The organism is Mesorhizobium sp. J428, assembly GCF_024699925.1.
Taxonomy (GTDB): Bacteria; Pseudomonadota; Alphaproteobacteria; order Rhizobiales; family Rhizobiaceae; genus Mesorhizobium_A.
Genome location: NZ_JAJOMX010000001.1, coordinates 4,761,510 through 4,784,648, shown reverse-complemented (window position 1 = coordinate 4,784,648; position 23,139 = coordinate 4,761,510). Strand labels below are relative to the sequence as shown.

General features: G+C 64.7%; 20 protein-coding genes and 2 pseudogenes. 6 read left to right on the top strand and 16 right to left on the bottom strand.

Annotated elements, in window-relative coordinates:
* Nucleotides 1–122 precede the first annotated feature (122 nt).
* A complete protein-coding gene (locus LRS09_RS24055) occupies nt 123–458 on the bottom strand; it encodes a hypothetical protein (protein ID WP_257809541.1) in 336 nt (111 codons plus the stop codon).
* A 175-nt stretch (nt 459–633) separates the two neighbouring features.
* Here LRS09_RS24055 and LRS09_RS24050 point away from each other — a divergent pair, with 175 nt between their 5' ends.
* The 3 genes and pseudogenes from LRS09_RS24050 (at nt 634) to LRS09_RS24040 (ending at nt 3,548) form a co-directional block, all read left to right on the top strand.
* On the top strand, nt 634–1,722 hold the full coding sequence (locus tag LRS09_RS24050) for a DNA topoisomerase IB (RefSeq protein ID WP_257809540.1): 1,089 nt from the start codon (nt 634–636) through the stop codon (nt 1,720–1,722).
* Nucleotides 1,723–1,859: 137 nt separating this feature from the next.
* A complete protein-coding gene (gene grxD / locus LRS09_RS24045) occupies nt 1,860–2,195 on the top strand; it encodes a Grx4 family monothiol glutaredoxin (protein WP_257809539.1) in 336 nt (111 codons plus the stop codon).
* A gap of 107 nt (nt 2,196–2,302) precedes the next feature.
* Nucleotides 2,303–3,548, top strand: a pseudogene (locus LRS09_RS24040) (multidrug effflux MFS transporter).
* A 12-nt stretch (nt 3,549–3,560) separates the two neighbouring features.
* On the opposite strand, the gene ttcA reads toward LRS09_RS24040, so the two are convergent.
* From ttcA to LRS09_RS24010, 6 genes are all read right to left on the bottom strand, one after another.
* Nucleotides 3,561–4,400: a tRNA 2-thiocytidine(32) synthetase TtcA gene (gene ttcA, locus LRS09_RS24035; RefSeq protein ID WP_257809538.1), complete on the bottom strand. Its 840-nt coding sequence runs from the start codon at nt 4,398–4,400 to the stop codon at nt 3,561–3,563.
* Between the two features lie 95 nt (nt 4,401–4,495).
* Nucleotides 4,496–5,113 carry a 30S ribosomal protein S4 gene (rpsD, locus tag LRS09_RS24030; RefSeq protein ID WP_257809537.1) on the bottom strand — a complete coding sequence of 206 codons (618 nt, stop codon included), beginning with the start codon at nt 5,111–5,113 and terminating at the stop codon, nt 4,496–4,498.
* A gap of 244 nt (nt 5,114–5,357) precedes the next feature.
* A complete protein-coding gene (locus LRS09_RS24025) occupies nt 5,358–6,284 on the bottom strand; it encodes an SH3 domain-containing protein (protein WP_257809534.1) in 927 nt (308 codons plus the stop codon).
* Nucleotides 6,285–6,552: 268 nt separating this feature from the next.
* A complete protein-coding gene (locus LRS09_RS24020; RefSeq protein WP_257809533.1) occupies nt 6,553–6,741 on the bottom strand; it encodes a DUF3008 family protein in 189 nt (62 codons plus the stop codon).
* Between the two features lie 63 nt (nt 6,742–6,804).
* Complete coding sequence (gene murI / locus LRS09_RS24015; RefSeq protein WP_257809531.1) at nt 6,805–7,602, bottom strand: glutamate racemase; 798 nt, start codon at nt 7,600–7,602, stop codon at nt 6,805–6,807.
* Nucleotides 7,583–8,428, bottom strand: coding sequence for an RNA methyltransferase (locus LRS09_RS24010; protein ID WP_257809530.1), 846 nt, complete (start codon nt 8,426–8,428; stop codon nt 7,583–7,585). The genes murI and LRS09_RS24010 overlap by 20 nt, the downstream gene beginning before the upstream one ends.
* A gap of 153 nt (nt 8,429–8,581) precedes the next feature.
* Between LRS09_RS24010 and LRS09_RS24005 the strand changes: the two genes are divergently transcribed.
* Complete coding sequence (locus tag LRS09_RS24005) at nt 8,582–9,538, top strand: right-handed parallel beta-helix repeat-containing protein (protein ID WP_257809529.1); 957 nt, start codon at nt 8,582–8,584, stop codon at nt 9,536–9,538.
* Nucleotides 9,539–9,657: 119 nt separating this feature from the next.
* Here LRS09_RS24005 and LRS09_RS24000 read toward each other — a convergent pair whose 3' ends face one another.
* Nucleotides 9,658–10,557 (bottom strand): alpha/beta fold hydrolase, encoded by a 900-nt coding sequence (locus LRS09_RS24000; RefSeq protein ID WP_257809528.1) that lies wholly within the window; start codon nt 10,555–10,557, stop codon nt 9,658–9,660.
* Nucleotides 10,558–10,698: 141 nt separating this feature from the next.
* Here LRS09_RS24000 and LRS09_RS23995 point away from each other — a divergent pair, with 141 nt between their 5' ends.
* Nucleotides 10,699–11,910, top strand: coding sequence for an NADP-dependent isocitrate dehydrogenase (locus LRS09_RS23995; protein ID WP_257809527.1), 1,212 nt, complete (start codon nt 10,699–10,701; stop codon nt 11,908–11,910).
* Between the two features lie 9 nt (nt 11,911–11,919).
* The gene (locus tag LRS09_RS23990) at nt 11,920–12,558 is read left to right on the top strand and encodes a glutathione S-transferase family protein (protein WP_257809526.1); all 639 of its coding nucleotides are present in this window, start codon (nt 11,920–11,922) and stop codon (nt 12,556–12,558) included.
* A gap of 125 nt (nt 12,559–12,683) precedes the next feature.
* Here LRS09_RS23990 and alaS read toward each other — a convergent pair whose 3' ends face one another.
* From alaS to LRS09_RS23950, 8 genes and pseudogenes are all read right to left on the bottom strand, one after another.
* Nucleotides 12,684–15,344 (bottom strand): alanine--tRNA ligase, encoded by a 2,661-nt coding sequence (alaS, locus tag LRS09_RS23985; protein WP_257809525.1) that lies wholly within the window; start codon nt 15,342–15,344, stop codon nt 12,684–12,686.
* A 169-nt stretch (nt 15,345–15,513) separates the two neighbouring features.
* Nucleotides 15,514–16,605 carry a recombinase RecA gene (gene recA, locus LRS09_RS23980; protein ID WP_085465370.1) on the bottom strand — a complete coding sequence of 364 codons (1,092 nt, stop codon included), beginning with the start codon at nt 16,603–16,605 and terminating at the stop codon, nt 15,514–15,516.
* A gap of 209 nt (nt 16,606–16,814) precedes the next feature.
* A complete protein-coding gene (locus LRS09_RS23975; protein WP_257809524.1) occupies nt 16,815–17,084 on the bottom strand; it encodes a DUF1467 family protein in 270 nt (89 codons plus the stop codon).
* Between the two features lie 7 nt (nt 17,085–17,091).
* Nucleotides 17,092–17,496 carry a methylmalonyl-CoA epimerase gene (gene mce, locus LRS09_RS23970; RefSeq protein WP_257809523.1) on the bottom strand — a complete coding sequence of 135 codons (405 nt, stop codon included), beginning with the start codon at nt 17,494–17,496 and terminating at the stop codon, nt 17,092–17,094.
* Nucleotides 17,497–17,638: 142 nt separating this feature from the next.
* Entirely contained in the window at nt 17,639–19,309 is a 1,671-nt protein-coding gene (locus tag LRS09_RS23965; protein ID WP_257809522.1) for a ribonuclease J, read from the bottom strand.
* A 21-nt stretch (nt 19,310–19,330) separates the two neighbouring features.
* Nucleotides 19,331–20,154, bottom strand: a pseudogene (locus LRS09_RS23960) (biotin--[acetyl-CoA-carboxylase] ligase).
* 5 nt (nt 20,155–20,159) lie between these two features.
* Nucleotides 20,160–21,596: an NADH-quinone oxidoreductase subunit NuoN gene (gene nuoN, locus LRS09_RS23955; protein ID WP_257809521.1), complete on the bottom strand. Its 1,437-nt coding sequence runs from the start codon at nt 21,594–21,596 to the stop codon at nt 20,160–20,162.
* A gap of 15 nt (nt 21,597–21,611) precedes the next feature.
* Nucleotides 21,612–23,138: an NADH-quinone oxidoreductase subunit M gene (locus LRS09_RS23950; protein WP_257809520.1), complete on the bottom strand. Its 1,527-nt coding sequence runs from the start codon at nt 23,136–23,138 to the stop codon at nt 21,612–21,614.
* Nucleotide 23,139: the final 1 nt, after the last annotated feature.

The window sequence follows — 23,139 nt, the reverse complement described above, 5'->3', positions numbered from 1 at the left end:
GGGAAATTACCAAGAAAGATTGAATCCGATCTTTACCATGATCGGTAACGCTTGAATGCGTCGCTGCGTGCCCGCCGCGTTCGTCACGGCGGGCCGTGTCGGTCACGTTCCCTAAGCTGCCCTCAGAAGCCGCGCGGCGGCACGAACAGGCAGATGGTGCGGCCCGCATCCACGCCGGACTGGTGCGCGCACCAGTGGAATTCGCCGTCGGGCGAATTGCGGATGCGCTTGTCGTTGTAGGCCACCACCTCGCCGGTGCTGATGACATAGCCCTCCGGCCGCTCGCTGACCGAACCGTTCGACACGGGCTTGCAGTCGAAGTTCGAACAGCACGACAGCGGATACGCCCAGCCCTTCGGCGCTTCATGGGCGCTTGCGGCAGGCGCAATGGACACGGTCGTCAGGAGGAACGCGGCACGCACACTGGCACGCGTGGGCATCATTTGCTTGAAGAGCATGACCTTCTCCTTTGGTCTGCTCCTTGGGCGCGATTCGCTCCGCAAACTGCTTTTCTGGAATCGTGCTCCCGTCGTTCCAGACTGACAAGGGATCACGTCATGTAACCGTCATATGGTCACTCGTGTGCCACAGGCGCATGGAACCTGTGAGCGCGCCGGTGGTTAGCTCGCTGGCATGATTGAGCTCTCCCTTCCGGATAGTCCCAACGATCGCAACGGTCCTTCCGACCAGACGAAGGAGGCCGCCGAACGCGTCTCGCTGGTCTATGTGAACGACGGAGAGCCGGGCATTCGCCGGCGCGGGGCCGGCCGCGGCTTTTCTTATCTGGACAGCCGGGGACGCCGCATCGACGACGACGAGGTGCTCGCCCGGATACGGGCCCTCGCCATCCCACCGGCATGGACAGATGTGTGGATATGCGAGGATCCCGAGGGCCATATCCAGGCGACGGGCCGCGACCAGAAGGGTCGCAAGCAGTATCGCTACCACGCACGATGGGCGGCCTGCCGTGATGAGGCCAAATATGGCTCCCTTGCCGACTTCGCACAGGCGCTGCCGCGCTTGCGGGCGACGATCGACAGGGACCTTCGCCGCCGCAGCCTGTCGTTCGAATGCGTCGCGGCGGCCGTCGTGCGCCTCTTGGACAAGACGATGATCCGCGTCGGCAACTCTTCCTATACGCGCGACAACGGCTCGTTTGGCCTCACCACGCTGAGGGACCGGCATGTCGAGATCGAGGGCGCCAGCCTGCGCTTCGCGTTCAAGGGCAAGTCGGGCAAGGAGTGGCGGCTGAAGCTGTCGGATCGGCGAATCGCGCGGGTCGTGAAGGGAGCGCAAGACATTCCCGGCCAGCATCTGTTCCAGTATTTCGACGGGGACGGCGCCCGACGCCGCATCCGCTCCGACGACATCAATGCCTATATCCGTGAGGCGACCGGCGCGCCCTTCACCTCCAAGCATTTCCGCACCTGGGGCGGAAGCGTGCTGGCGGCCGAGGTTCTCGCGGCCACTCCGTTGCCCGAGACGCAGGCAGGGCAACGCCGGGCCCTGAACGAGGCGATAGATCGGGTTGCAGCCCATCTCGGCAACACCCGCGCGGTGTGCCGCAACTGCTATATCCACCCCGCGCTGATCGAGAACTGGACGGAGGGCGACCTCGCCGCGTCGCTTGCGGCTGCGCGGCGTAGTTTCCGCAAACTGCCGTCCGGCCTGTCCGAAAGCGAGATGACACTGCTGCGGTGGCTGGAGCGGCAGCGGGCCTGACAATTGCGGTCAGTATGGTTACGAAAGGTGACCTACTTATCTCGACAGCTCAACCCGGATCGCCTATGTAATCTGGCAACGGTCATTTTTAGCTACGCGCCTGCCCGGATCAGGCCGCAGCCATGGAAGGCACCACTATGAGCGCGATCGCACAGTTCATCGACAACGAGGTCAAGAGCAACGACGTCGTCCTCTTCATGAAAGGCACCCCCGGCTTCCCGCAGTGCGGCTTCTCGGGCCAGGTCGTCCAGATTCTCGATTACCTCGGTGTGGACTACAAGGGCGTCAACATCCTGACCTCCGACGAGCTCCGCCAGGGCATCAAGGAATATTCGCAGTGGCCGACCATTCCTCAGCTCTACGTGAAGGGCGAATTCGTGGGCGGCTGCGACATCGTCCGCGAAATGTTCCAGGCCGGCGAGCTGCAGGGCTTCCTCGACGAGAAGGGCATCAGCGTCAAAGGCGCTGCCTGATCGACTGACACGATCTTCCGGGCGCCGTTCAGGCGCCCTTCGACAGGGGATGTGACGGGCAACCGCGCATCCCTTTGCATTTTCAGACGACCGATTGGACCAAGACTATGGACCAGAAGACCCCTCTGGCCGAGACCGGCCAGGATTCGCTCTCGCGCTGGGAATTCATCGCGCTCGCGGCCGCCCTCATGGCGCTCAACGCGCTTGCGATCGACATCATGCTGCCCGGTCTGCAGCAGATCGGCGAAAGCCTGAATGTCGCCGAGGAGAACCACCGCCAATACGTGATCTCCGCCTATTTCGGCGGCATGGCAGCCGCACTTCTGATCTATGGGCCGCTTTCCGACCGGTTCGGGCGGCGCGGGCCGCTGCTCGTCGGCCTGACCATCTACGTGCTCGCAGCGTTCGCCGCGGTCTTCGCGCCGACCTTCGAGATATTGCTCGCACTTCGCTTCATCCAGGGCGTGGGCGCAGCTTCGACGCGCGTCATCGCCGTCTCGGTTGTGCGCGATCGGTTTGGCGGGCGTGCCATGGCCGAGGTCATGTCGCTGATCTTCATGACCTTCATGGTCATCCCGGTCATCGCCCCTTCCCTCGGCCAGCTGATGATGATGTTCGCCAATTGGCACATGATCTTCGTGCTGATGGCGGCCATCGCGGCCGCGGTCACCGTCTGGACCTGGGTGCGGCTGCCGGAGACGCTGCATCCGGAAGACAGGCGCACGATCGACATCGCCTCGATCTTGCAGGGGTTCACCATCGTCCTGTCGAACCGGACCTCGCTCGGCTATACGCTGGCCTCGACGGCGGTGTTCGCGGCCCTGTTCGGCTTTATCAATTCGGCGCAACAGATCTATGTTGGGATCTATGGTCTCGGGGCCCTGTTCCCGATCCTGTTCGCCGTGGTTGCGGGCATGATGGCCGTGTCGTCCTTCCTGAACTCACGTCTGGTCTCGCGGGTCGGCATGCGCAGGCTCTCGCATGGTGCGCTGCTCGGCTTCATCGCAGTCAGCGCGATCTGGTTTGCCTGGTCGCTGACGGGACCGGTTCCGCTCACCGCCTTCGTCATCCTGTTCGCACTGGCGATGATGCAGTTCGGCTGGATCGGATCGAACTTCAACTCGATCGCGATGGAGCCGCTCGGCCACATCGCTGGCACGGCCTCTTCGATCCAGGGCTTCATCCAGACACTTGGCGGCGGTGTTGTCGGCGCGCTGATCGGCCAGGCCTTCGACGGGCATGGTCACGCCGCTCGCGGCGGGTTTCTGCGGCGTGTCGATCGTGGCGCTGGTGCTGGTGCTGCTCGCCGAGCGCGGCCGCCTCTTCGGCACGTCGGCGCCGGGCGGCCACTAAAGCTCTGTCTGGTCAAAGGGCCGCGAAGTCGAACAGCTTGCGGTCGAGCAGATGGCTCGACCGCACATTGCTGAGCGCACGGATCATCGTGTCCTTGCGGCCGGGCATGCGCCGCTCGATGTCCTCCAGCATGGCCTTCATGGCGTTGCGCTGGAGCCCGTCCTGGCTACCGCAGAGATCGCACGGGATGATCGGGAACTGCATCGCGTCGGCGAACCTGGCGAGATCCGCTTCGGCGCAGTAGGCGAGCGGCCTCAGCACCATCACGTCGCCCTCGTCGTTCATCAGCTTGGGCGGCATCGCCGCCAGTCGCCCGCCATGAAACAGGTTCATGAAGAACGTCTCGAGGATGTCCTCGCGATGGTGGCCGAGCACCAGCGACGAGCAGCCCTCCTCGCGCGCAATCCGGTAGAGATGGCCGCGGCGCAGGCGCGAGCAGAGCGAACAATAGGTTGCGCCTTCGGCGATCTTTTCGGTGACGACCGAATAGGTGTCCCGGTATTCGATCCGGTGCGCGACGCCGATCCGATTCAGGTAGTCGGGCAGGATGTGCTTGGGGAAATTCGGCTGCCCCTGGTCAAGATTGCAGGCCAGTAGTTCGACCGGCAGCAGGCCGCGCCATTTGAGATCGAGCAGCAGGGCAAGCAGGCCGTAGGAATCCTTGCCGCCCGAGAGCGCGACCAGCCATCGCTCCCCTGCCCGCGCCATCGCGAAATCCTCGATCGCCTGGCGCGTCGAGCGCAGCAGCCGCTTGCGCAGCTTGTTGAATTCTACGGTCTGTGGCGCATGCGCGAAGAACCCGGCCAAGCGGGCCTCCGCATCGTCGAGCGGCATTTCCGGGATAGCGTTCATGATCTCATCTTGCGCGGATTGGACACTACGGAGCCGGGCCGGAAATGAAAAGGCCGCCCGACGGCGGCCTTTTGCAGTTTCGCTGAGTCGAAGTATCAGCGCGAGTAGAATTCGACGACGAGGTTCGGTTCCATCTGGACCGCGTAGGGAACGTCGGCGAGGCCGGGCACGCGGACATACTTCGCGACCATCTTGTTGTGGTCCGCCTCGATGTAGTCCGGCACGTCGCGCTCGGCGAGCTGGACGGATTCGAGCACGATCACCAGCTGCTTCGACTTCTCGCGCACCTCGATCACATCGCCCGGCTTGCAGAGATAGGAGCCGATGTTGGTGCGGCGGCCGTTCACGTTGACGTGGCCGTGATTGATGAACTGGCGCGCGGCGAAGATCGTCGGAACGAACTTGGAGCGGTACACGACGGCATCGAGACGCGACTCGAGCAGGCCGATCAGGTTCTCGGAGGTGTCGCCGCGGCGACGGTCGGCCTCTTCGTAGGTCTTACGGAACTGCTTCTCGGAAATGTCGCCGTAATGGCCCTTCAGCTTCTGCTTGGCGCGGAGCTGCAGGCCGAAGTCGGACATCTTGCCCTTGCGGCGCTGACCGTGCTGGCCGGGGCCGTATTCACGCTTATTGACCGGGGACTTCGGACGACCCCAGATATTTTCGCCGAGACGGCGGTCGATCTTATGCTTGGCGGCTTCGCGCTTGCTCATCGCATTTCCTTCAACATGTTGAGAACCAATGCTCGCGCATCGGTTCAAGGAAACGCGCCCTCCTCTGGCTCCCTTTTTCGGAACCTGACAGGGGCTTCCACGCACGCTTTGCGGAAAGACCCCACGGGACACGTTAATTAATCGGGACTGGTGCCCGAGACACCCGCACCCGAGATAGTTCAAATGAAACACCGCGCATCTCTGCGCGGCGTTGGCGGTCGAATAAGCGCAAAGACGCGATTTGTCAACGAGACTGGTTGGTGCCGGGCGGCGGCGCGGTTTCCGATGCGGGCACGACATCCGGCTTATCTGAGTCGGCGCCCTTCGCAACGACCTTCGACACCGGGATCTTCGCGCTGACGCGGCCGCGCTGCACGAACTCGCCCCAGACGAAGCCGCGCTTGCCCTTGACGACGATCTCGCACCACTGATCGCAGCCGACGAGCTGGACCTGCGTCCTGGCGGGAACCGTCCCGATCACCTTGGAGCCCTTCTGCGGGCGGCTGCGGATATTGGCGTCGTCGATCATCAGCGCGGTGCCAGCGGGCTGCTTGCCCGAGCTTTCCGCCTTGGCCGGCGGCTCCTTTTCCTCGACCTTCGGCTCCTCCACCTTCGGTGGCGGTGCGATGGCCGCGGTCTTTTCGGGCGAGGCCGGCGCCGCCTCTTCGACCTTGTCGAACGGAGCCTGCGAAGGCCTCTTCATCGGCACGAAGGCACTTTCCGGCTGTTCGAGATCGCTGATGTCACCGATATCCTCGATGCCGCGCGCGGCGCTGGCATCATGCGCGAAGCGAGGATCCCTGGCGCCGAGCGCAACCAGTTCAGGCGGAGCTTCCCGCGTTGCGGCCGGCAGCGACGGCATCGGCACGGCAGCCGCGCTGGCCTGCACGGCGTTGGTGCTGGCGGGAATGATGTCGCTGAAGATCGGTTTCTCGGTCGGCGCCGGCTGGGCCTGCTCGGCGGCCATGGCGGACTGGATGATTTCCTGCTCGGGCATGGGATTGGGCAGGTCGCTCGCAAGCAGCGACATCGCCAGAACGGCCGCGCCCGCGGAGCCTACGCCCACCGCGATGAACGCGGCGCCCATTGCAAAATAGCCCTGACCTACTCCGTTGGGAAGAATCTCGCCGTCCGAATTCCCCCGGTAGGCTACGTCCCTAGTCGTTATCACGTCGTTGGCTCCACGTTCGGCCTTATGCCTGGCCGTGTAGTCTGACGCCCCCGTCACCCATCCATCGCATAGATGCGTCTGTGGACGATGGTTTTTCGCCTGTTATCCGAGTCTTTTCAGGGACGATTGTGGCCGAGATTTGATCATATTGACAAAAGTTAATGTGTCTACCGCTTTGAACAGGCTTCGTTTCCCGCGTTCCAGGTATGAAAACGGCCGCCCCCTGAGGGAACGACCGCAAGATTGCCGGCGCAGAACGCCGGAACGGCTATTTCTTGGCTGAGCGCTCGGGAAGACCCTTGCGTTTGGTCTCCGCGAACTCCTCAAGCTGCTTTTCGCTCATCGAGTCCACCATCTCGCGCGACGCGCCCTTGAGCTTCGATTTTGGCGTCTCGCCGCGCCTGGCCGACAGGGCTGCGCCGGCTGCCTTCTGCTGAGCCTTCGATCTTGCGGGCATGGCTGTTCTCCTCGCTGCGGTGGACGAGCAACGCCGTTAGACATCGCGGGTTCCAGCAGAATGTCAGGCGACCTTGAGGCCGAAGCCCTGCATCAGCCGGCGCCCGGCGAAATCCGGCCTGCCGGAGGTGAAGATCGCAATGTCCTCCCCCGCTGGCGCATCGCCGCGTCTGGATGGAAGGAGGGACAGCGCGCGGCGCGCGATCGCCTCGGCAGGATCGATCCAGTCGACCGGCCAGGGTGCGGTCTTGCGCATGCGGTTGGCGAGAAACGGATAGTGCGTGCAGGCGAGCACCACGATGTCCGTCCGGCGCCCGTCCTTCTCGATGAAGCAGGGCGTGATCTCGGCGCGCACAGCCTCCTCGTCGACGAAACCCTCCCGCATATATGTCTCCGCGAGGCCCGCCAGCCGGTCGCTGCCGACGAGACGGACATGGCACTTCGTCGCCCATTGCGCGATCAGGTCGCGCGTATACTGGCGCTTGACGGTTCCGGGCGTGGCGAGGACCGAGACGAGGCCCGAGCGGGTGCGCTCCGCGGCCGGCTTGATCGCGGGCACGGTGCCGACAAAGGGCGTTGCCGGATAGGCCGCGCGCAGGTCGGACAGCACGATCGTCGAGGCCGTGTTGCAGGCGACGACGACGATCTCGGGATCATGCGTGGCGATCAGGCCGCCGAACAGGTCGACGATGCGCTGGGACAGCGCTTTCTCTTCCCAGGCGCCGTAGGGGAAGCCGGCGTCGTCCGCGACGTAGACGAAACGGCGGTCCGGCATGATCACGCGCGCCTCGCGCAGCACGGTGAGGCCGCCGATGCCGGAATCGAACATCAGCACGGGACGGTCAGTCGATGTCATTCCCATCCCCGCTCCTGCGCGCGGCCTCATCCGCTTCCCGCTTGCGGTCGGGATAGCCCGCGCCGCGCGGCTCCTTCGGCGAGAAGTAGTCGAGCGAGGCCAGCACGCCGCGCAGCACCTTTACTTCCGGCTCGGTGAATCTGGGTCGGGTAAAGACGGCGCGCACATTGTCGAGCATTTTCGGCTTCTTTTCGGCGGGCCTGAAATAACCGCGCGCGTCGAGCGCCTGCTCGAGATGCCCGAGGAAGCCGTGGATATGCCGCTTGTCGGCCGGGGTCAGGTCCGGGCCGGTGAAGGCCGTGTCGGTCTCGTGCTCAAGCCCCGATTTCATCCACTCGTAGGACATGAGCAGCACAGCCTGTGCGATATTGAGCGACGAGAACTCGGCGTTGACGGGAAAGGTGACGATCTCGTCGGCAAGCCCGATCTCTTCGTTGAACAGACCGAAACGCTCTCGCCCGAACAGGAGGCCGGTCTTCTGCCCTGCCCGGCTGCGCGCCCTCAGGCCACGGCCTGCTTCGACCGGTCCCACGACCGGCTTGAAATTGTCGCGCGGCCGCGCAGTCGTCGCGCCGACATAGACGAGGTCCGCCACCGCGTCCTGCAAGGTGTCGAACACGACCGTGCCGTCGATCACGTGGTCCGCGCGGCTCGCCGTGGCGCGGGCGCTCTCGTTTGGCCAGCCGTCGCGCGGCTTTACCAGGCGCAGTTCGGACAGGCCGAAATTCGCCATGGCGCGTGCGACCATGCCGATGTTTTCGCCGAGCTGCGGCTCGACGAGGATGATGGCTGGAAGCGGCATGTCGCGTGGACTGGAAGGGGCACCGGTCATGCGCGCGTCTCTGACATGAAACGTCGCCGAAAGGAACACCGTGCCATCGCAAGCACGGCTCCGCCAAGCACAAGTTTCCGTTGCGGCAATTTTTGACAAGGTCTAAAGGAAGCCGGCGCGAAGGAGCGCTTTTTCCGAACTAAGGGAACGACCATGAAGGTCTCGACACTCATCACGGCGGCCGCTGTTGCTGTTGCCGCACTCCTCGGCCTTGCCAGTAATGCATCCGCACAGGCGACCCGTACCTGGGTCTCGGGTGTCGGCGACGACGCCAATCCGTGCAGCCGCACCGCGCCCTGCAAGACGTTCGCCGGCGCGATCTCCAAGACGGCGACAGGCGGTGAGATCAACTGCCTCGACCCAGGCGGCTTCGGAGGGGTCACGATCACCAAGGCGATCACCATTTATTGCGATGACGTCGAGGCGGGTGTGCTGGTTTCGGGGACAAACGCAATAGTCGTCAATGCGCCAACATCAGCTGCCGTCGTCCTACGTGGCCTCGATATCGAGGGCCTCGGCACGGGACTGAACGGCGTTCGCTTTATCGCCGGTGGCTCACTTCACGTGGACGACTGCCTCATTCGCAACTTTTCCGCCGCGGGGGGCGGCAACGGCATCGCGTTTGTCCCGTCTAACAACGCAAAGTTGCTCGTCACCAACTCAACGATCTGGCGGAATGCCGTCGGCGTCGCAGGTGCAGGGATACTCATAGCTCCGACCGGTGGAGCGGCGGCCGAAGTTGTCGTCGACAATGTCGTGTCTTCCAATAACAACAATGGCCTGCACGCGAATTCTACAACGTCCGGTGCAATATCCGTCACTATCGTCAATTCGGTGTTTTCCCTCAACACCGGCAACGGCATCGCAGCCACAGGTGGCGCAGGCAATGTCGACATCATTGCCGACGGTGCGACCGCATCCGACAACGCGGCAGCGGGGATACGCGCCAGCGGCGCCACCGCGATTGTTAGGCTTTCGAACAGCAACGTTTCCGGCAATGCAAACGGACTGTCGGCTTTGTCCAGCGGACAGATCCTGTCGTTCGTCAACAACAGAATACGGGCCAATGCTGTCGACGGTGCCCCAACGGGAACCCTGACGCAACAGTAGACGAGACATCATCGACCCCGGCCGCAGGGCCTACTCATGGCCTGAAAGTTAGGCGGCTGGAATGGAGCGACGGCCGTATCATGGCCCGCCGGGTTCGGTCCCGACGGGTTCATACCAAATTATCTAGGCAGCGCGAAATGCCTGATCGCCGCTGCGACCGCTTCCGGCTGCTCATGCAGGATCCAGTGGCCTGCGCCCGGAATGCGCTGGATGGTCAGGTCCGGAGCGAAGCGGTCGAGCCCCTGGAGGCACGACGGCGTCAAGGCGCGATCGTCCTCTCCCCACAGGACGAGGTGCGGCATGCGCACGGCCATCGTCTCGGGCGGAATCGTGTCGAGCACCGTGCTTGCCGCCGGCGCGCCGGGCTCTGGGACGTCGATCGGCGAAGCACGGGCCCAGTTGAGCATGGCCGGCAGCGCGCCCGGCTGCCCCCAGGCGTCGAGATAGCCGGCCCTGACCTCGCCGGTCATCCAGTCTGCCCGGGAAAAGCCCTCGATCATGCGCAGCGTGCGCCGGAAGCCGTCCTCGACCATGCGCTCGTCGGCGGCGGGATCGCGCAGTTTGTTGATATACTGGCTCGCCAGGCGCTGCACCGGATCGTCGTGGATCGCCTTCTGGAAGCACCAGGGATGGACGCCGTTGGCGATGACGAGGCGGGTGAGCCGACCGGGATGTGCGAAGGCGTAGGCATAGGCGACGGAGGCGCCCCAGTCGTGCCCGGCGAGCACGAAGGGTTTGCCCGGCGACAAATTGTCGGCGAGTGCTGCGAGATCGGCGACCATGTGCTTCGCGCGGTAGGCGTCTACGCCCGCCGGCCTGGAGGAGAGATTGTAGCCCCGCTGATCCGGCGCGACGACGAAGAAATCGGTGGCGAGATCGGCCATCACCTCACGCCACGCGGCCCAATATTCGGGGAAGCCGTGCAGCAGCACGATCAGCGGCCGCGACTGGTCACCGGCATATGCCACGTTCAGCGTGACACTGCCGGCATCGAAGGCCATGAATTCAGGCTGGAACATAATTTCCTCTTCCTCCCCGCATGAGCGCCCTAAGCCCTTCGCATCGTTTGCGCCTTACGGATGGCTTTGCTATAGCGGCCCAATCTCCAGTCCAAGGCTCTGCGGAACCGCGGTTCCGACTTTCTCAAAGAGGCGCATTCAATGGCGAAGATCAAGGTGGCCAACCCTGTCGTCGAGCTCGACGGCGACGAGATGACCCGCATCATCTGGCAGTTCATCAAGGACAAGTTGATCCACCCCTATCTCGATATTGACCTCCACTATTACGACCTCGGCATTGAGCATCGCGACGCCACCAACGACCAGGTGACGATCGATTCCGCCAACGCCATCAAGAAATACGGCGTCGGCGTGAAATGCGCGACGATCACCCCCGACGAGCAGCGCGTCGAGGAGTTCAAGCTCAAGAAGATGTGGAAGAGCCCCAACGGCACGATCCGCAACATCCTGGGTGGCGTGATCTTCCGCGAACCAATCATCTGCAAGAACGTGCCGCGGCTGGTGCCCGGCTGGACCAAGCCGATCGTTGTCGGCCGTCATGCTTTCGGCGACCAGTATCGCGCGACCGACTTCCGTTTCCCCGGCAAGGGCAAGTTGACGATGAAGTTCGTCGGCGAGGACGGCCAGGTGATCGAGCACGAAGTGTTCGACGCGCCGTCATCGGGCGTCGCAATGGGCATGTACAATCTCGACGAGTCGATCGCCGACTTCGCGCGCGCCTCGCTGAACTACGGCCTGCAGCGCGGCTATCCGGTCTACCTCTCGACCAAGAACACCATCCTCAAGGCCTATGACGGCCGCTTCAAGGACATCTTCCAGGAGATCTACGACAAGGAATTCGCCGCCGAATACAAGGCGCGGAAGCTCTGGTACGAGCACCGCCTGATCGACGACATGGTCGCCTCCTCGCTCAAGTGGTCCGGCGGCTACATCTGGGCGTGCAAGAACTACGACGGCGACGTGCAGTCGGACACGGTGGCGCAGGGCTTCGGTTCACTCGGCCTGATGACCTCGGTGCTGCTGACGCCGGACGGCAAGACCGTCGAGGCGGAGGCCGCGCACGGCACCGTCACCCGCCACTATCGCCAGCACCAGAAGGGCGAGGAGACCTCAACCAACTCGATCGCCTCGATCTTCGCCTGGACGCGCGGCCTCGCGCATCGCGCCAAGCTGGACGACAACGAGGCACTGGCGAAGTTCGCCGACACGCTGGAGAAGGTGTGCGTGCAGACGGTCGAGAGTGGCTACATGACCAAGGACCTGGCGCTGCTGATCGGCCCCGACCAGCCGTGGCTCTCCACCACCGGCTTCCTCGACAAGATCGACGAGAACCTGCAGAAGGCGATGGCCTGAGGCACGCCGATGCATAGTCCGACCCTCTACGGATCGGACTACAGCGTCTATGTCCGGATAGTCCGCCTCGCGCTCGAAGAGAAGCGCGTGGCGTATGACCTTGTTCCGGTTGACATCTTCGCACAGGGCGGCCCGCCCGCCTGGTATCGCGGGCGCCATCCGTTCCTCCGCATCCCCGCCTTCTCGCATGCCGGCATCGATCTCTACGAGACCGGGCCGATTGTCCGCTATGTCGACGAAGCCTTTGGCGGACCGCCGCTTCAGCCGATCGCACCAGGCGATCGTGCGGCGATGAACCAGATCATCGGGATCGTCGATTCCTACGCCTACAGAGCGCTGGTCTGGGATATCTATGTCGAAACCGTCTCAAAGCCCGGACGCGGCGAGACGACGGACACCGAGCGCGTGGCGAAGGCCGTCCCGGTCGCCGAAACCTGTCTCTCCGAACTGTCCCGCCTGAAACGGAGCGGCCGGTGGCTGATCGGCGAGGACATTTCTCTCGCCGACGTCTATCTCGCCCCGGTCCTGGCCTATTTCGAGAAGGCGGACATTGCCGGCGCGATGCTGGACAGGCATCCCAACATATCGGCCTGGTGGGACGCGATGCGCGAGCGGGACAGCTTCATCGCCACCGAGCCTTCCGACTGACGCGGTGACCGAGTGACATCATGCCGGTGACAAGGCGGGCTCGAGCCCGCCGCGCCGCCTTGGAGCCTGACGATACCAAAGCTGGCGGCGCCTCTGGCGCCGCCTCATGAGCCTTGCGAGCTGTCTCAGCCCGCCAGGGCGGCCTTGACTGCGGCGATCGCCGCATCGCCCTTCGAGGCGTCGGGGCCGCCGGCCTGGGCCATGTCGGGACGCCCACCGCCGCCCTGACCGCCGAGTGCGGCCGCCGCGACACGGACGAGGTCGACCGCGCTGAAGCGGCCGGTAAGATCGGGCGTGACCGCGACGACGACGCTGGCCTTGCCGTCGTCGGACGCGCCGACGAAGACCACCACGCCGGAACCCAGTGCCTGCTTCGCCTCGTCGGCGAGGCCCTTCAGGTCCTTCGGCTGAACGCCGGTGACGACCCGCCCGGTGAAGGAGACGCCGGCGACCGTTTCGGTCTCCCCTGCCCCGCTCGCGCCACCGCCGCCCAGCGCCAGCTTCTTGCGCGCTTCGGTGAGCTCGCGCTCCAGCTTGCGGCGTTCCTCGACAAGACCCTCGACGCGCGCCAGAACCTCGCCGGGACCGACCTTGAGCGCGGAAGCGACCGCCTTGAGGCGGCGGTCCTGCTCGTCGAGATGGTGGCGCGCATCCTCGCCCGTCAGCGCCTCGATGCGCCGCACGCCGGCCGCGACCGCGGCGTCGGAAACGATGCGGATCAGGCCGATGTCGCCGGTCGCGCGGACATGGGTGCCGCCGCAGAGTTCGACCGAATAGGGCCGGTTGGCCTTCTGGCCGTGCAGCGCCGTTCCCATCGACACGACGCGGACCTCGTCGCCGTATTTCTCGCCGAACAGCGCCATGGCGCCTTCCGCGATCGCGTCGTCGACCGACATAAGCCGCGTGCTCACCGGGCTGTTCTGGACGACGATCTCGTTGGCCATCTGCTCGACCTGTTCGAGCTCCTCGGCCGAGATCGGCTTGTTGTGCGAGATATCGAAGCGCAGGCGCTCCGGCGCCACGAGCGACCCTTTCTGCGCAACGTGGGTGCCGAGAACCTCGCGCAGTGCCTCGTGGATGAGATGCGTGGCGGAGTGGTTGGCGCGCAGGCGGCTGCGGCGCGCATGGTCGACCTTGAGCTCGACCGCGGCGCCCACCTTGGCCTTGCCCGACACGACCTTGCCGACATGGACAAAGACGCCGTTCGCCTTCTTCTGCGTGTCGGTGACCTCGATCGCCACGCCGTCGCCCGAGATCATGCCGGTGTCGCCCATCTGGCCACCGGACTCGCCGTAGAATGGCGTCTGGTTGACGATGACCGACACGGTCTCGCCCTCCGCCGCGGCATCGACGGCAGCACCGTCGCGCACGATCGCGGTGATGACGCCTTCGGCCTTTTCCGTGTCGTAGCCGAGGAACTCGGTCGCGCCGAGTTTTTCGCGCAGGCCGAACCAGATCGTCTCGGTCGCGGCCTCGCCGGAGCCGGCCCAGTTGGCGCGCGCCTCGGCGCGCTGGCGCTCCATCGCGTCGGTGAAGCCGGCGAGATCGACGGAGATCGAGCGCTGGCGAAGCGCGTCCTGCGTCAGGTCGAGCGGGAAGCCGTAGGTATCGTAGAGCTTGAAGGCCGTCTCGCCGTCCAGCATGTCGCCGGCGTGCAGCGTCTCGGTCGCGTCCGCGAGCAGGCCGAGGCCGCGCGCCAGCGTCTTCCTGAAGCGCGTCTCCTCAAGCTTCAGTGTCTCGGTGATCAGCGCCTGGCCGCGGCTGAGCTCCGGATAGGCCTGGCCCATCTCGCGCACCAGCGCCGGCACCAGCTTCCACATCAGCGGGTCGGAGGCACCGAGAAGCTGCGCATGGCGCATGGCGCGGCGCATGATGCGGCGCAGCACATAGCCGCGTCCCTCGTTTGACGGCAGCACGCCGTCGGCGATGAGGAAGCAGGAGGAGCGCAGATGGTCGGCGATGACGCGATAGGACGCGACATTGTCCTTGCCCGGACCCTTGCCGATCTCCGACGAGGCGGCGTCGATCAGATGGCGGAACAGGTCGGTCTCGAAGACGCTTTCGACGCCCTGCAGGATGGAGGCCATGCGCTCCAGGCCCATGCCGGTGTCGATCGACGGGCGCGGTAGCTCGATGCGCTCCTCCTTCGTCACCTGCTCGTACTGCATGAAGACGAGGTTCCAGAATTCGAGGAAGCGGTCGCCGTCCTCTTCCGGGCTGCCCGGCGGGCCGCCCCAGATATGCTCGCCGCGGTCGATGAAGATCTCCGAGCACGGGCCGCAGGGGCCGGTGTCGCCCATCGCCCAGAAATTGTCCGAGGTGGCGATGCGGATGATGCGGTCGTCGGAGAAGCCGGCGATCTTTTTCCAGTAGCCGGCGGCCTCGTCGTCGGTGTGGTAGACGGTGACGAGCAGCTTGTCCTTCGCCAGCCCGAACTCCTTGGTGATCAGGTTCCACGCGAGCTCGATCGCGCGCTCCTTGAAATAGTCGCCGAAGGAGAAATTGCCGAGCATCTCGAAGAAGGTGAGATGGCGGGCCGTGTAGCCGACATTGTCGAGGTCGTTGTGCTTGCCGCCGGCGCGCACGCTCTTCTGCGCCGTGGCCGCCCGCACATAGGGGCGCGTCTCCAATCCGGTGAAGACGTTCTTGAACTGCACCATGCCCGCATTGGTGAACATCAGCGTCGGATCATTGCGCGGCACGAGCGGACTCGACTCGACGACCTCGTGGCCGTTCCTGCGGAAGTAGTCGAGGAAGGTCGACCGGATCTCGTTGACGCCACTCATCTTCGTGCCTTTGCGGGGAACGCCGGGAACCCGGCAGAATTCTGGACTTCGGCCTTTTAGCGGCGCCCTTCCGCACTGTCCAGAATGCGCGGGTGAGCCTGTGTCACAGATGCGAAAAGGGCCGCGGATCGACCGCGGCCCGAATACGTCTCTGCGCCTTGAAGGTCGGCTACATGGCGGCCGCGTCGTCGGCGTCGTCGGAATCGGATGCCGAGCCGGTCTCGAGGAACTTGTCGGCGATCAGCCCGGCATTCTGGCGCAGCATCTGCTCGATCTCGCCGGCGAGTTCGGGATTGGCGCGCAGGAATTCCTTGGCGTTTTCGCGGCCCTGGCCGAGGCGCTGCGAATTGTAGGAGAACCAGGCGCCCGACTTCTCGACCACGCCGGCCTTGACGCCGAGGTCGATGAGTTCGCCGGTCTTCGACACGCCTTCGCCATACATGATGTCGAACTCGACCTGCTTGAAGGGCGGGGCGAGCTTGTTCTTCACCACCTTGACGCGGGTCTGGTTGCCCGTCACCTCGTCGCGGTCCTTGACCGAACCGATGCGGCGGATGTCGAGGCGCACCGAGGCGTAGAACTTGAGCGCGTTGCCGCCGGTGGTCGTCTCGGGCGAGCCGAACATGACGCCGATCTTCATGCGGATCTGGTTGATGAAGATGACCATCGTGTTGGAGCGCGAGATGGAGGCGGTGAGCTTGCGCAACGCCTGGCTCATCAGGCGGGCCTGCAGGCCTGGCAGCGAGTCGCCCATCTCGCCCTCGATTTCGGCGCGCGGCGTCAGCGCCGCCACCGAGTCGACGACCAGAACGTCGATCGCGCCGGAGCGGACCAGCGTGTCGCAGATCTCCAGCGCCTGCTCGCCGGTGTCGGGCTGCGAGATCAGCAGGTTCTCGAGATCGACGCCGAGTTTGCGGGCATAGACCGGGTCGAGCGCGTGTTCGGCGTCGACGAAGGCGCAGATGCCGCCCTTCTTCTGCGCTTCGGCGACCGTATGCAGCGCCATGGTGGTCTTGCCCGAGCTTTCCGGACCGTAGATCTCGATGATGCGGCCGCGCGGCAGGCCGCCGACGCCGAGCGCAATGTCGAGGCCGAGCGAGCCGGTCGACACGACGCCGATCTCCACCACCTGCTCGTTCTGGCCGAGCCGCATGATCGAGCCCTTGCCGAAGGCGCGCTCGATCTGGGACAGCGCCGCGTCCAAAGCCTTTGTCTTGTCCACCGATTTGTCCTCAACCAGCCGCAGTGTGTTCTGAGCCATGATACATCACCCCTAGATCGTCAATGAAGGCCGAGCGCCGCTTTGTCCGATGGTGATTTGTATCTGTTTTGTTCTCTTTTTGCAAGAGGCATCAATTCATTGAAAAATCGACATATTCCGCGCCGTGTTCTTTTTTTGTTTCATCCCGTGCGTAAGGGAGGGATTCCCGCGCTCGGCGCGTCCGCGTGCGGCTGCGGGACAGAATCAGCCTAGTTGAACTCGGGCGCAATGCGCGGCAGGTCGTCGAAGCTGTAGCCGGCCACCTGATTGAGATAGTAGAGCACGCCGAAGATGATCGCGGCAACGATCGTCGTGCGCACCATCGCCCGCAGCATGTGCGCGCCGCGCGGCGCGCTCGGCACGGTGCCCAGCGTCACTTCACCGTCCTCGTCCTGCGTCTTCAAACTGAAGGGCAGCGTGGCGAAGAGCACGAGCCACCAGATGATGAAGAAGATGGCGAAGGCGGAGAAGTAGCCCATAGCGGGATCAGACCTGTTCCAGTTCCACCAGCGTGCCGGCGAAATCCTTGGGATGCAGGAACAGCACCGGCTTGCCGTGGGCGCCGATCTTGGGATTGCCGTCGCCCAGCACCCGCGCCCCCGACGCCTTGAGCTGGTCGCGCGCGGCCAGGATATCCTCGACCTCGTAGCAGACGTGATGCATGCCGCCCGACGGGTTCTTCGCCAGGAAGCTGGCGATGGTCGAGTCGGCGCCGAGCGGCTCCAGCAGCTCGATCTTCGTGTTCGGCAGCTCGATGAAGACCACCGTCACGCCATGCTCGGGCAGCGCCTGCGGCGCCGTGACGGTCGCGCCCAGCGTATCGCGATAGGTGGCGGCCGCGGCCGCGAGATCCGGCACGGCGATGGCGACGTGGTTCAGGCGTCCGAGCATGAGGCGGCTCCGCGGGTTCGGGCAGTAGGGCAATAAGGCAGTAGGGCAATAGGGGAAAGCAGGAAACGGGGCGAAAGCGCGCACATCCGAGACGATCCGGCCAGTGCAGAATCGTCCCCTACTCCCCTACCGCCTTACTCCCCTAGTACGTCACAAACACCGTCACGACGGGCTTCTTGCCCCAGGCCTCGTTGGCGGAGCTGCGCACGGCGCGCCGCACGGCCTCGGCCACGAGGTCGAGGTCCTTGCGCCGCTGGCGCGGGATGGACTGGACCGCACCGGCGGCAGCGTCGAGCAGCATCTCCTCGAAATCCTCGCCGCCGGCATTGACCTGCGGCAGGCCGATCGCCACGAGGTCCGGGTCGCCCGCGAGGTCGTAGCGCTCATCCAGCACGACATTGACCGCGACATGGCCGGCGAAGGAGAGCTTTCTCCGGTCCTTGACGCCAACGCCCTCGTCCGTACCGATGATGCGTCCGTCCTTGTAGATCCGCCCGAACGGAACCTGGTCGATGATCTCGGCCGGGCCGGGCGCCAGCTTGGCAACGTCGCCGTTGCGCACCTGCATGACCTCGGGAATGCCTTGCATGGCGCCCAGCGAGCCCTGCGCCACCAGATGTGCCGCCTCGCCATGCACCGGCACGAGGATGCGCGGCCGCGTCCATTCGTACATACGCTTCAGTTCCGAGCGGCGCGGATGGCCGGAGACGTGGACCAGCGCATCGCCGTCCTCGATGATCTTCACGCCCATATCGATGAGGCTGTTCTTGATCTCGAGGATCGCCTTCTCGTTGCCGGGAATGGTGCGGGAGGAAAAGATCACCGTGTCGCCGGCCGCGAGCTTCACCGAGCGCAGTTCGTCGCGCGACAGCTTTGCGAGTGCTGCGCGGTCCTCGCCCTGGCTGCCGGTGCACAGCACCACCAGGCTCTCGCGCGGGACGCCGGCGAACTCCTCCTCGGCGATGAAGGGCGGCAGTCCGTCGAGATAGCCGAGCTCGCCAGCGACGTCGATGACGCGGCGCATCGAGCGGCCGAGCACCAGCACCGAGCGGCCGGCGTCGCGCGCTGCCTCCGCTATCGAGCGGATGCGGCCGACATTGGAGGAGAAGGTGGTGATGGCGACGAGCGCGGGCGCCTTCTCGATCTCGGCCCGCAGCCCCTTGCCGACATCCTGCTCGGAGGGCGATTCGCCCTCGCGCATGGCATTGGTGGAATCGCACATCAGCGCAATGACGCCGGCGTCGCCAAGCGCGCGGAAGCGCGCCTCGTCGGTCTTGGGGCCGATCTCGGGCGCGGGATCGATCTTCCAGTCGCCGGTGTGGATCACCGTGCCGAGCGGCGTGGTGATCGCAAGCGACACCGGCTCCGGGATCGAATGCGCCACCGCAATCGCCTCGATGCGGAACGGGCCGATCTCGAAGGTCTCGCCGGCGCGATAGATCGTCACCGGCACTTCCGGAGCGCCGCGCTCCGACTGGCGCTTGGCCTCGAGCAGCCCGGCAGAAAATGGGCTCATCCAGACCTGCGCCTTCAGTCTCGGCCACAGGTCCAGCAGCGCGCCGTAGTGGTCCTCGTGGGCATGGGTGATGACGATCCCCTTGAGATTGGCCAGATCGGCCTCGATGAAACGCGTGTCCGGCAGGACGAGGTCGACGCCCGGCAGGTCGGGGCCGGGAAAGGTCACGCCGACGTCGACCACGATCCACTGCCGCGCATTCGCCGGCCCGTAGCCGTAGAGCGCGAAGTTCATGCCGATTTCGCCGACGCCCCCCAGCGGGACGAAGACGAGTTCGGCCGAATCATTTTTAGCCATTTTCGTTTCCTCTTGCCCCGTTCAGTTTCTGCCCGCCGAGGCAACCGCGCCGAAATGCACGTCGCCGGCAGCGATGGCTACAGTGCCACCTTTATCGTTGCGAATGACGAAGCGGCAATCCTCGTCGATCGTCTCGAACACGCCGCGCACGATATTACCGTCAATGTTGACCGCCACCTCGCTGCCGAGGCCGGCGGCACGGGCGAGCCACAGCCGGCGGATCTCCGCAATCCCCCTGCCCCCTGCCCAGATGCGGTCGAGCCGCGTCCAGGCGTCGGAGAGCGCGAGGAAAAGCGTCTCTGCATCGATCCTGAACCCCAGCGCGGCGAGCGACGTCGCAGGGTATGGCAGGCCGGCCGGATGCGCCACGACATTGACGCCTATGCCGATCGCAAGCGCGAAGCGGCCGTCCGGCAACATGGACGACTCGAGCAGGATGCCGGACAGCTTGGCGTTGGAGCAGAGCACATCGTTCGGCCATTTCAGCTCGAACCGCGGCGCGTTCGGGCCGCTTGCGCCGTCCATGCCGATGGAGATGCCGGCATCGGGTGCCAGAGCATCGAGGGCCTCTCCAAGGGCAAGACCGGCAACAAAGCCGAGCGTGGCAGCCTGGCGCAGATCGGTCTCGACCCGAAGCAAGGTGGCCGCGAGATTGCCGTCGACCCATGCCCAAGGCCGGCCGCGACGGCCGCGCCCCCTTCCTGGCGTGTGGTGACGAGCCAGAGCGGACCTGACTCTCCCTGACGTGCCCTTTCGAGCGCGATCGCATTCGTGGAGCTGGAGACTTCGAATGCCTCCAGACGGTAGCCCGCAGCCTCGGCGAGCGGAGAGAGGCGAAATCCCATCCCGCTCAGAAGAACGCCCGCGCGGCCGCTTCGGCGAGCGCTTCGACCGGCTGCCCGACCAGCATATAGAACAGCACGAACAGGCCAGAGACGCCGAGCACGATCCGAAGCTCGCCGGTCATCGGCACGAAGCCGCCGGCCGGCTCGTCGAACCACATGATCTTGATGATGCGCAGGTAGTAGTAGGCGCCCACGACGGAGGCAAGCACGCCGATGATGGCGAGCGCGAGCAGGTTCGCCTGGATCGCGGCAAGGAACACGTACCACTTGGCCCAGAAGCCGGCGAGCGGCGGGATACCTGCGAGCGAGAACATCAGGATGGTCATGATCGTGGCCATCATCGGATTGGTCTGTGCCAGGCCCGACAGGTCCTCGATCTGCTCGACATTGCCGTCCTTGCGACGCATGGCAAGGATGAAGGCGAAGGTGCCGAGCGTCATCACCAGGTAGATCGCCATGTAGATGGCCACGCCGCGCACGCCGACCTCGGTGTTGGCGGCGAGCCCGACCAGCGCGAAGCCCATATGGCCGATCGAGGAATAGGCCATCAGGCGCTTGATGTTCTTCTGGCCGATCGCCGCGAAGGCGCCGAGCAGCATCGAGGCGATGGAGATGAAGACGATGATCTGCTGCCAGTCGGCCGCCACGGGCTCGAACGGTCCGACGACAACGCGCACGACCAGCGCCATGGCCGCCATTTTCGGCGCAGCGGCGAAGAAGGCGGTGACCGGCGTCGGCGCGCCCTCGTAGACGTCCGGCGTCCACATGTGGAACGGCACAGCCGAGATCTTGAAGGCGAGGCCGGCGAGCACGAAGACCAGGCCGAAGACGAGACCGAGCTGCCGCTCACCCTGGCCGAGCGCTGTCGCGATCGCGTCGAAGCCGATGTTGCCGGTGTAACCATAGACGAGGCTGATGCCGTAGAGGAGCATGCCGGACGACAGGGCGCCGAGGACGAAATACTTCAGGCCCGCCTCGGTCGCCTTGGTGCTGTCGCGGTTGATGGCGGCGACGACATAGAGCGCCAGCGACTGCAGTTCGAGGCCGAGATAAAGGGTGAGCATGTTGTTGGCCGAGACCATCAGCAGCATGCCCAGCGTCGAGAGCAGGATCAGCACAGGATACTCGAACTTGTCGAACTTCTCCTCCTGCGCAAAGGAGACGGACATGGCGAGCGTCACCACCGACCCGATCAGCGTCAGCACCTTCATGAAGCGCGCGAAGGGATCGGAGATGTAGGCGCCGCCGAAGGACTCGCCCTGCTCGCCGATCAGGACCATCCAAGCGCCCGCGCCGATGAGGATCGCCACCGCAAGGCCGGTCACCATCGTGTTGCCGCGCTCGCCGGAAAAGACGCCGATCATCAGCAGCACCATCGCGCCGACCGCGAGGATCAGCTCGGGAGCGATCGTGGACAGGTTCGAGATCATGTCAGGCGTCATGTCGTCGGGCCTTCGTCAATGTGCCGGCGCCGGGGCGGCGACAGGCTCGGCGGCGGCGGCCGCTTCGCGCGAAATCGTCAGATTGTTCACCAGCGCCTCGACGGAGGCGGTGGTCGGGTTCAGCAGCGCCGACGGATAGACACCGTAGAAGATGACCAGGATCACCAACGGGTAGAGGATGATCTTCTCGCGCAGCGAGAGGTCCAGCATCGCCTTCAGGTTTTCCTTGGTCAGCGCGCCGAACATCACGCGGCGATAGAGCCACAGCGCGTAGGCCGCCGACAGGATCACGCCAGTCGCCGCGAACAGGGCCACCCAGGTGTTTACCTTGAACGCGCCGAGCAGCGTCAGGAACTCGCCGACGAAGCCGCTGGTGCCCGGCAGGCCGACATTGGCCATGGTGAAGATCAGGAACACCACCGCATATTTCGGCATGTTGTTGACCAGTCCGCCATAGGCGGCGATCTCACGGGTATGCAGCCGGTCGTAGATGACGCCGACGCAGAGGAACAGGGCCCCCGACACCAGGCCGTGCGACAGCATCTGGAAGATCGCGCCCTGCACGCCTTCGACGTTCATCGCGAAGATGCCCATGGTCACGTAGCCCATGTGCGCGACCGACGAGTAGGCGATCAGCTTCTTGATGTCCTCCTGCATCAGCGCGACGAGCGAGGTGTAGATGATGGCCACGACCGAGAGCGTGAACACGAACGGGGCGAACCAGTCCGAGGCGAGCGGGAACATCGGCAGCGAGAAGCGCAGGAAGCCGTAGCCGCCCATCTTCAGCAGGATGCCGGCCAGAATGACGGAGCCCGCCGTAGGCGCCTCGACGTGGGCGTCGGGCAGCCAGGTATGCACCGGCCACATCGGCATCTTCACCGCGAAGGATGCGAAGAAGGCAAGCCACAGCCAGGTCTGCATGTTGGCCGGGAAGTCGTGCGTCAGGAGCTGGGTGATGTCGGTCGTCTGCGCCTGCCAGTACATCGCCATGATGGCGAGCAGCATCAGCACCGAGCCGAGCAGCGTGTAGAGGAAGAACTTGAACGAGGCGTAGACGCGCCGCTTTCCGCCCCACACGCCGATGATGATGAACATCGGGATCAGGCCGGCCTCGAAGAAGACATAGAAGATCACCAGGTCCAGCGCGCAGAACACGCCGATCATCAGCGTCTCGAGCACCAGGAAGGCGATCATATAGGCCTTGACGCGCTTCTGGATCGATTCCCAGGACGCCAGGATGCACAGCGGCATCAGGAAGGTGGTCAGGATCACGAACAGCATCGAGATGCCGTCCACGCCCATGTGGTAGGCGATGCCGGAGTTCAGCCACTCCACCTTCTCGACCATCTGAAAGCCGGGCGTCGCATTATCGAAGCCGAGCCAGATGCCGAGCGACAAAAGGAAGGTGAACACCGTCGTGAACAGCGTCACGGAGCGGATGTTGCGGCGTCCGGCTTCGTTGTCGTCGCCGATCCAGAGGATCAGGAACGCTCCGACAAGCGGCAGGAACGTGACCGTGGAGAGGATGGGCCAGTCGGTCATG

Excerpts from the sequence above, each read along its gene's own strand:
- alaS (WP_257809525.1), bottom strand. The coding sequence starts at position 15,344 with ATGAGTGGCGTCAACGAGATCCGGTCGACCTTCCTCGACTACTTCCGC.
- LRS09_RS23995 (WP_257809527.1), top strand. The coding sequence starts at position 10,699 with ATGGCGAAGATCAAGGTGGCCAACCCTGTCGTCGAGCTCGACGGCGAC.
- LRS09_RS24000 (WP_257809528.1), bottom strand. The coding sequence starts at position 10,557 with ATGTTCCAGCCTGAATTCATGGCCTTCGATGCCGGCAGTGTCACGCTG.
- rpsD (WP_257809537.1), bottom strand. The coding sequence starts at position 5,113 with ATGAGCAAGCGCGAAGCCGCCAAGCATAAGATCGACCGCCGTCTCGGC.
- LRS09_RS24005 (WP_257809529.1), top strand. The coding sequence starts at position 8,582 with ATGAAGGTCTCGACACTCATCACGGCGGCCGCTGTTGCTGTTGCCGCA.
- grxD (WP_257809539.1), top strand. The coding sequence starts at position 1,860 with ATGAGCGCGATCGCACAGTTCATCGACAACGAGGTCAAGAGCAACGAC.
- LRS09_RS23975 (WP_257809524.1), bottom strand. The coding sequence starts at position 17,084 with ATGGGCTACTTCTCCGCCTTCGCCATCTTCTTCATCATCTGGTGGCTC.
- mce (WP_257809523.1), bottom strand. The coding sequence starts at position 17,496 with ATGCTCGGACGCCTGAACCACGTCGCCATCGCCGTGCCGGATCTCGCG.
- LRS09_RS24050 (WP_257809540.1), top strand. The coding sequence starts at position 634 with ATGATTGAGCTCTCCCTTCCGGATAGTCCCAACGATCGCAACGGTCCT.
- LRS09_RS23965 (WP_257809522.1), bottom strand. The coding sequence starts at position 19,309 with ATGGCTAAAAATGATTCGGCCGAACTCGTCTTCGTCCCGCTGGGGGGC.
- LRS09_RS24055 (WP_257809541.1), bottom strand. The coding sequence starts at position 458 with ATGCTCTTCAAGCAAATGATGCCCACGCGTGCCAGTGTGCGTGCCGCG.
- LRS09_RS23990 (WP_257809526.1), top strand. The coding sequence starts at position 11,920 with ATGCATAGTCCGACCCTCTACGGATCGGACTACAGCGTCTATGTCCGG.
- murI (WP_257809531.1), bottom strand. The coding sequence starts at position 7,602 with ATGGGAATGACATCGACTGACCGTCCCGTGCTGATGTTCGATTCCGGC.
- nuoN (WP_257809521.1), bottom strand. The coding sequence starts at position 21,596 with ATGACGCCTGACATGATCTCGAACCTGTCCACGATCGCTCCCGAGCTG.
- LRS09_RS23950 (WP_257809520.1), bottom strand. The coding sequence starts at position 23,138 with ATGACCGACTGGCCCATCCTCTCCACGGTCACGTTCCTGCCGCTTGTC.
- LRS09_RS24010 (WP_257809530.1), bottom strand. The coding sequence starts at position 8,428 with ATGACCGGTGCCCCTTCCAGTCCACGCGACATGCCGCTTCCAGCCATC.
- recA (WP_085465370.1), bottom strand. The coding sequence starts at position 16,605 with ATGGCTCAGAACACACTGCGGCTGGTTGAGGACAAATCGGTGGACAAG.
- LRS09_RS24020 (WP_257809533.1), bottom strand. The coding sequence starts at position 6,741 with ATGCCCGCAAGATCGAAGGCTCAGCAGAAGGCAGCCGGCGCAGCCCTG.
- ttcA (WP_257809538.1), bottom strand. The coding sequence starts at position 4,400 with ATGAACGCTATCCCGGAAATGCCGCTCGACGATGCGGAGGCCCGCTTG.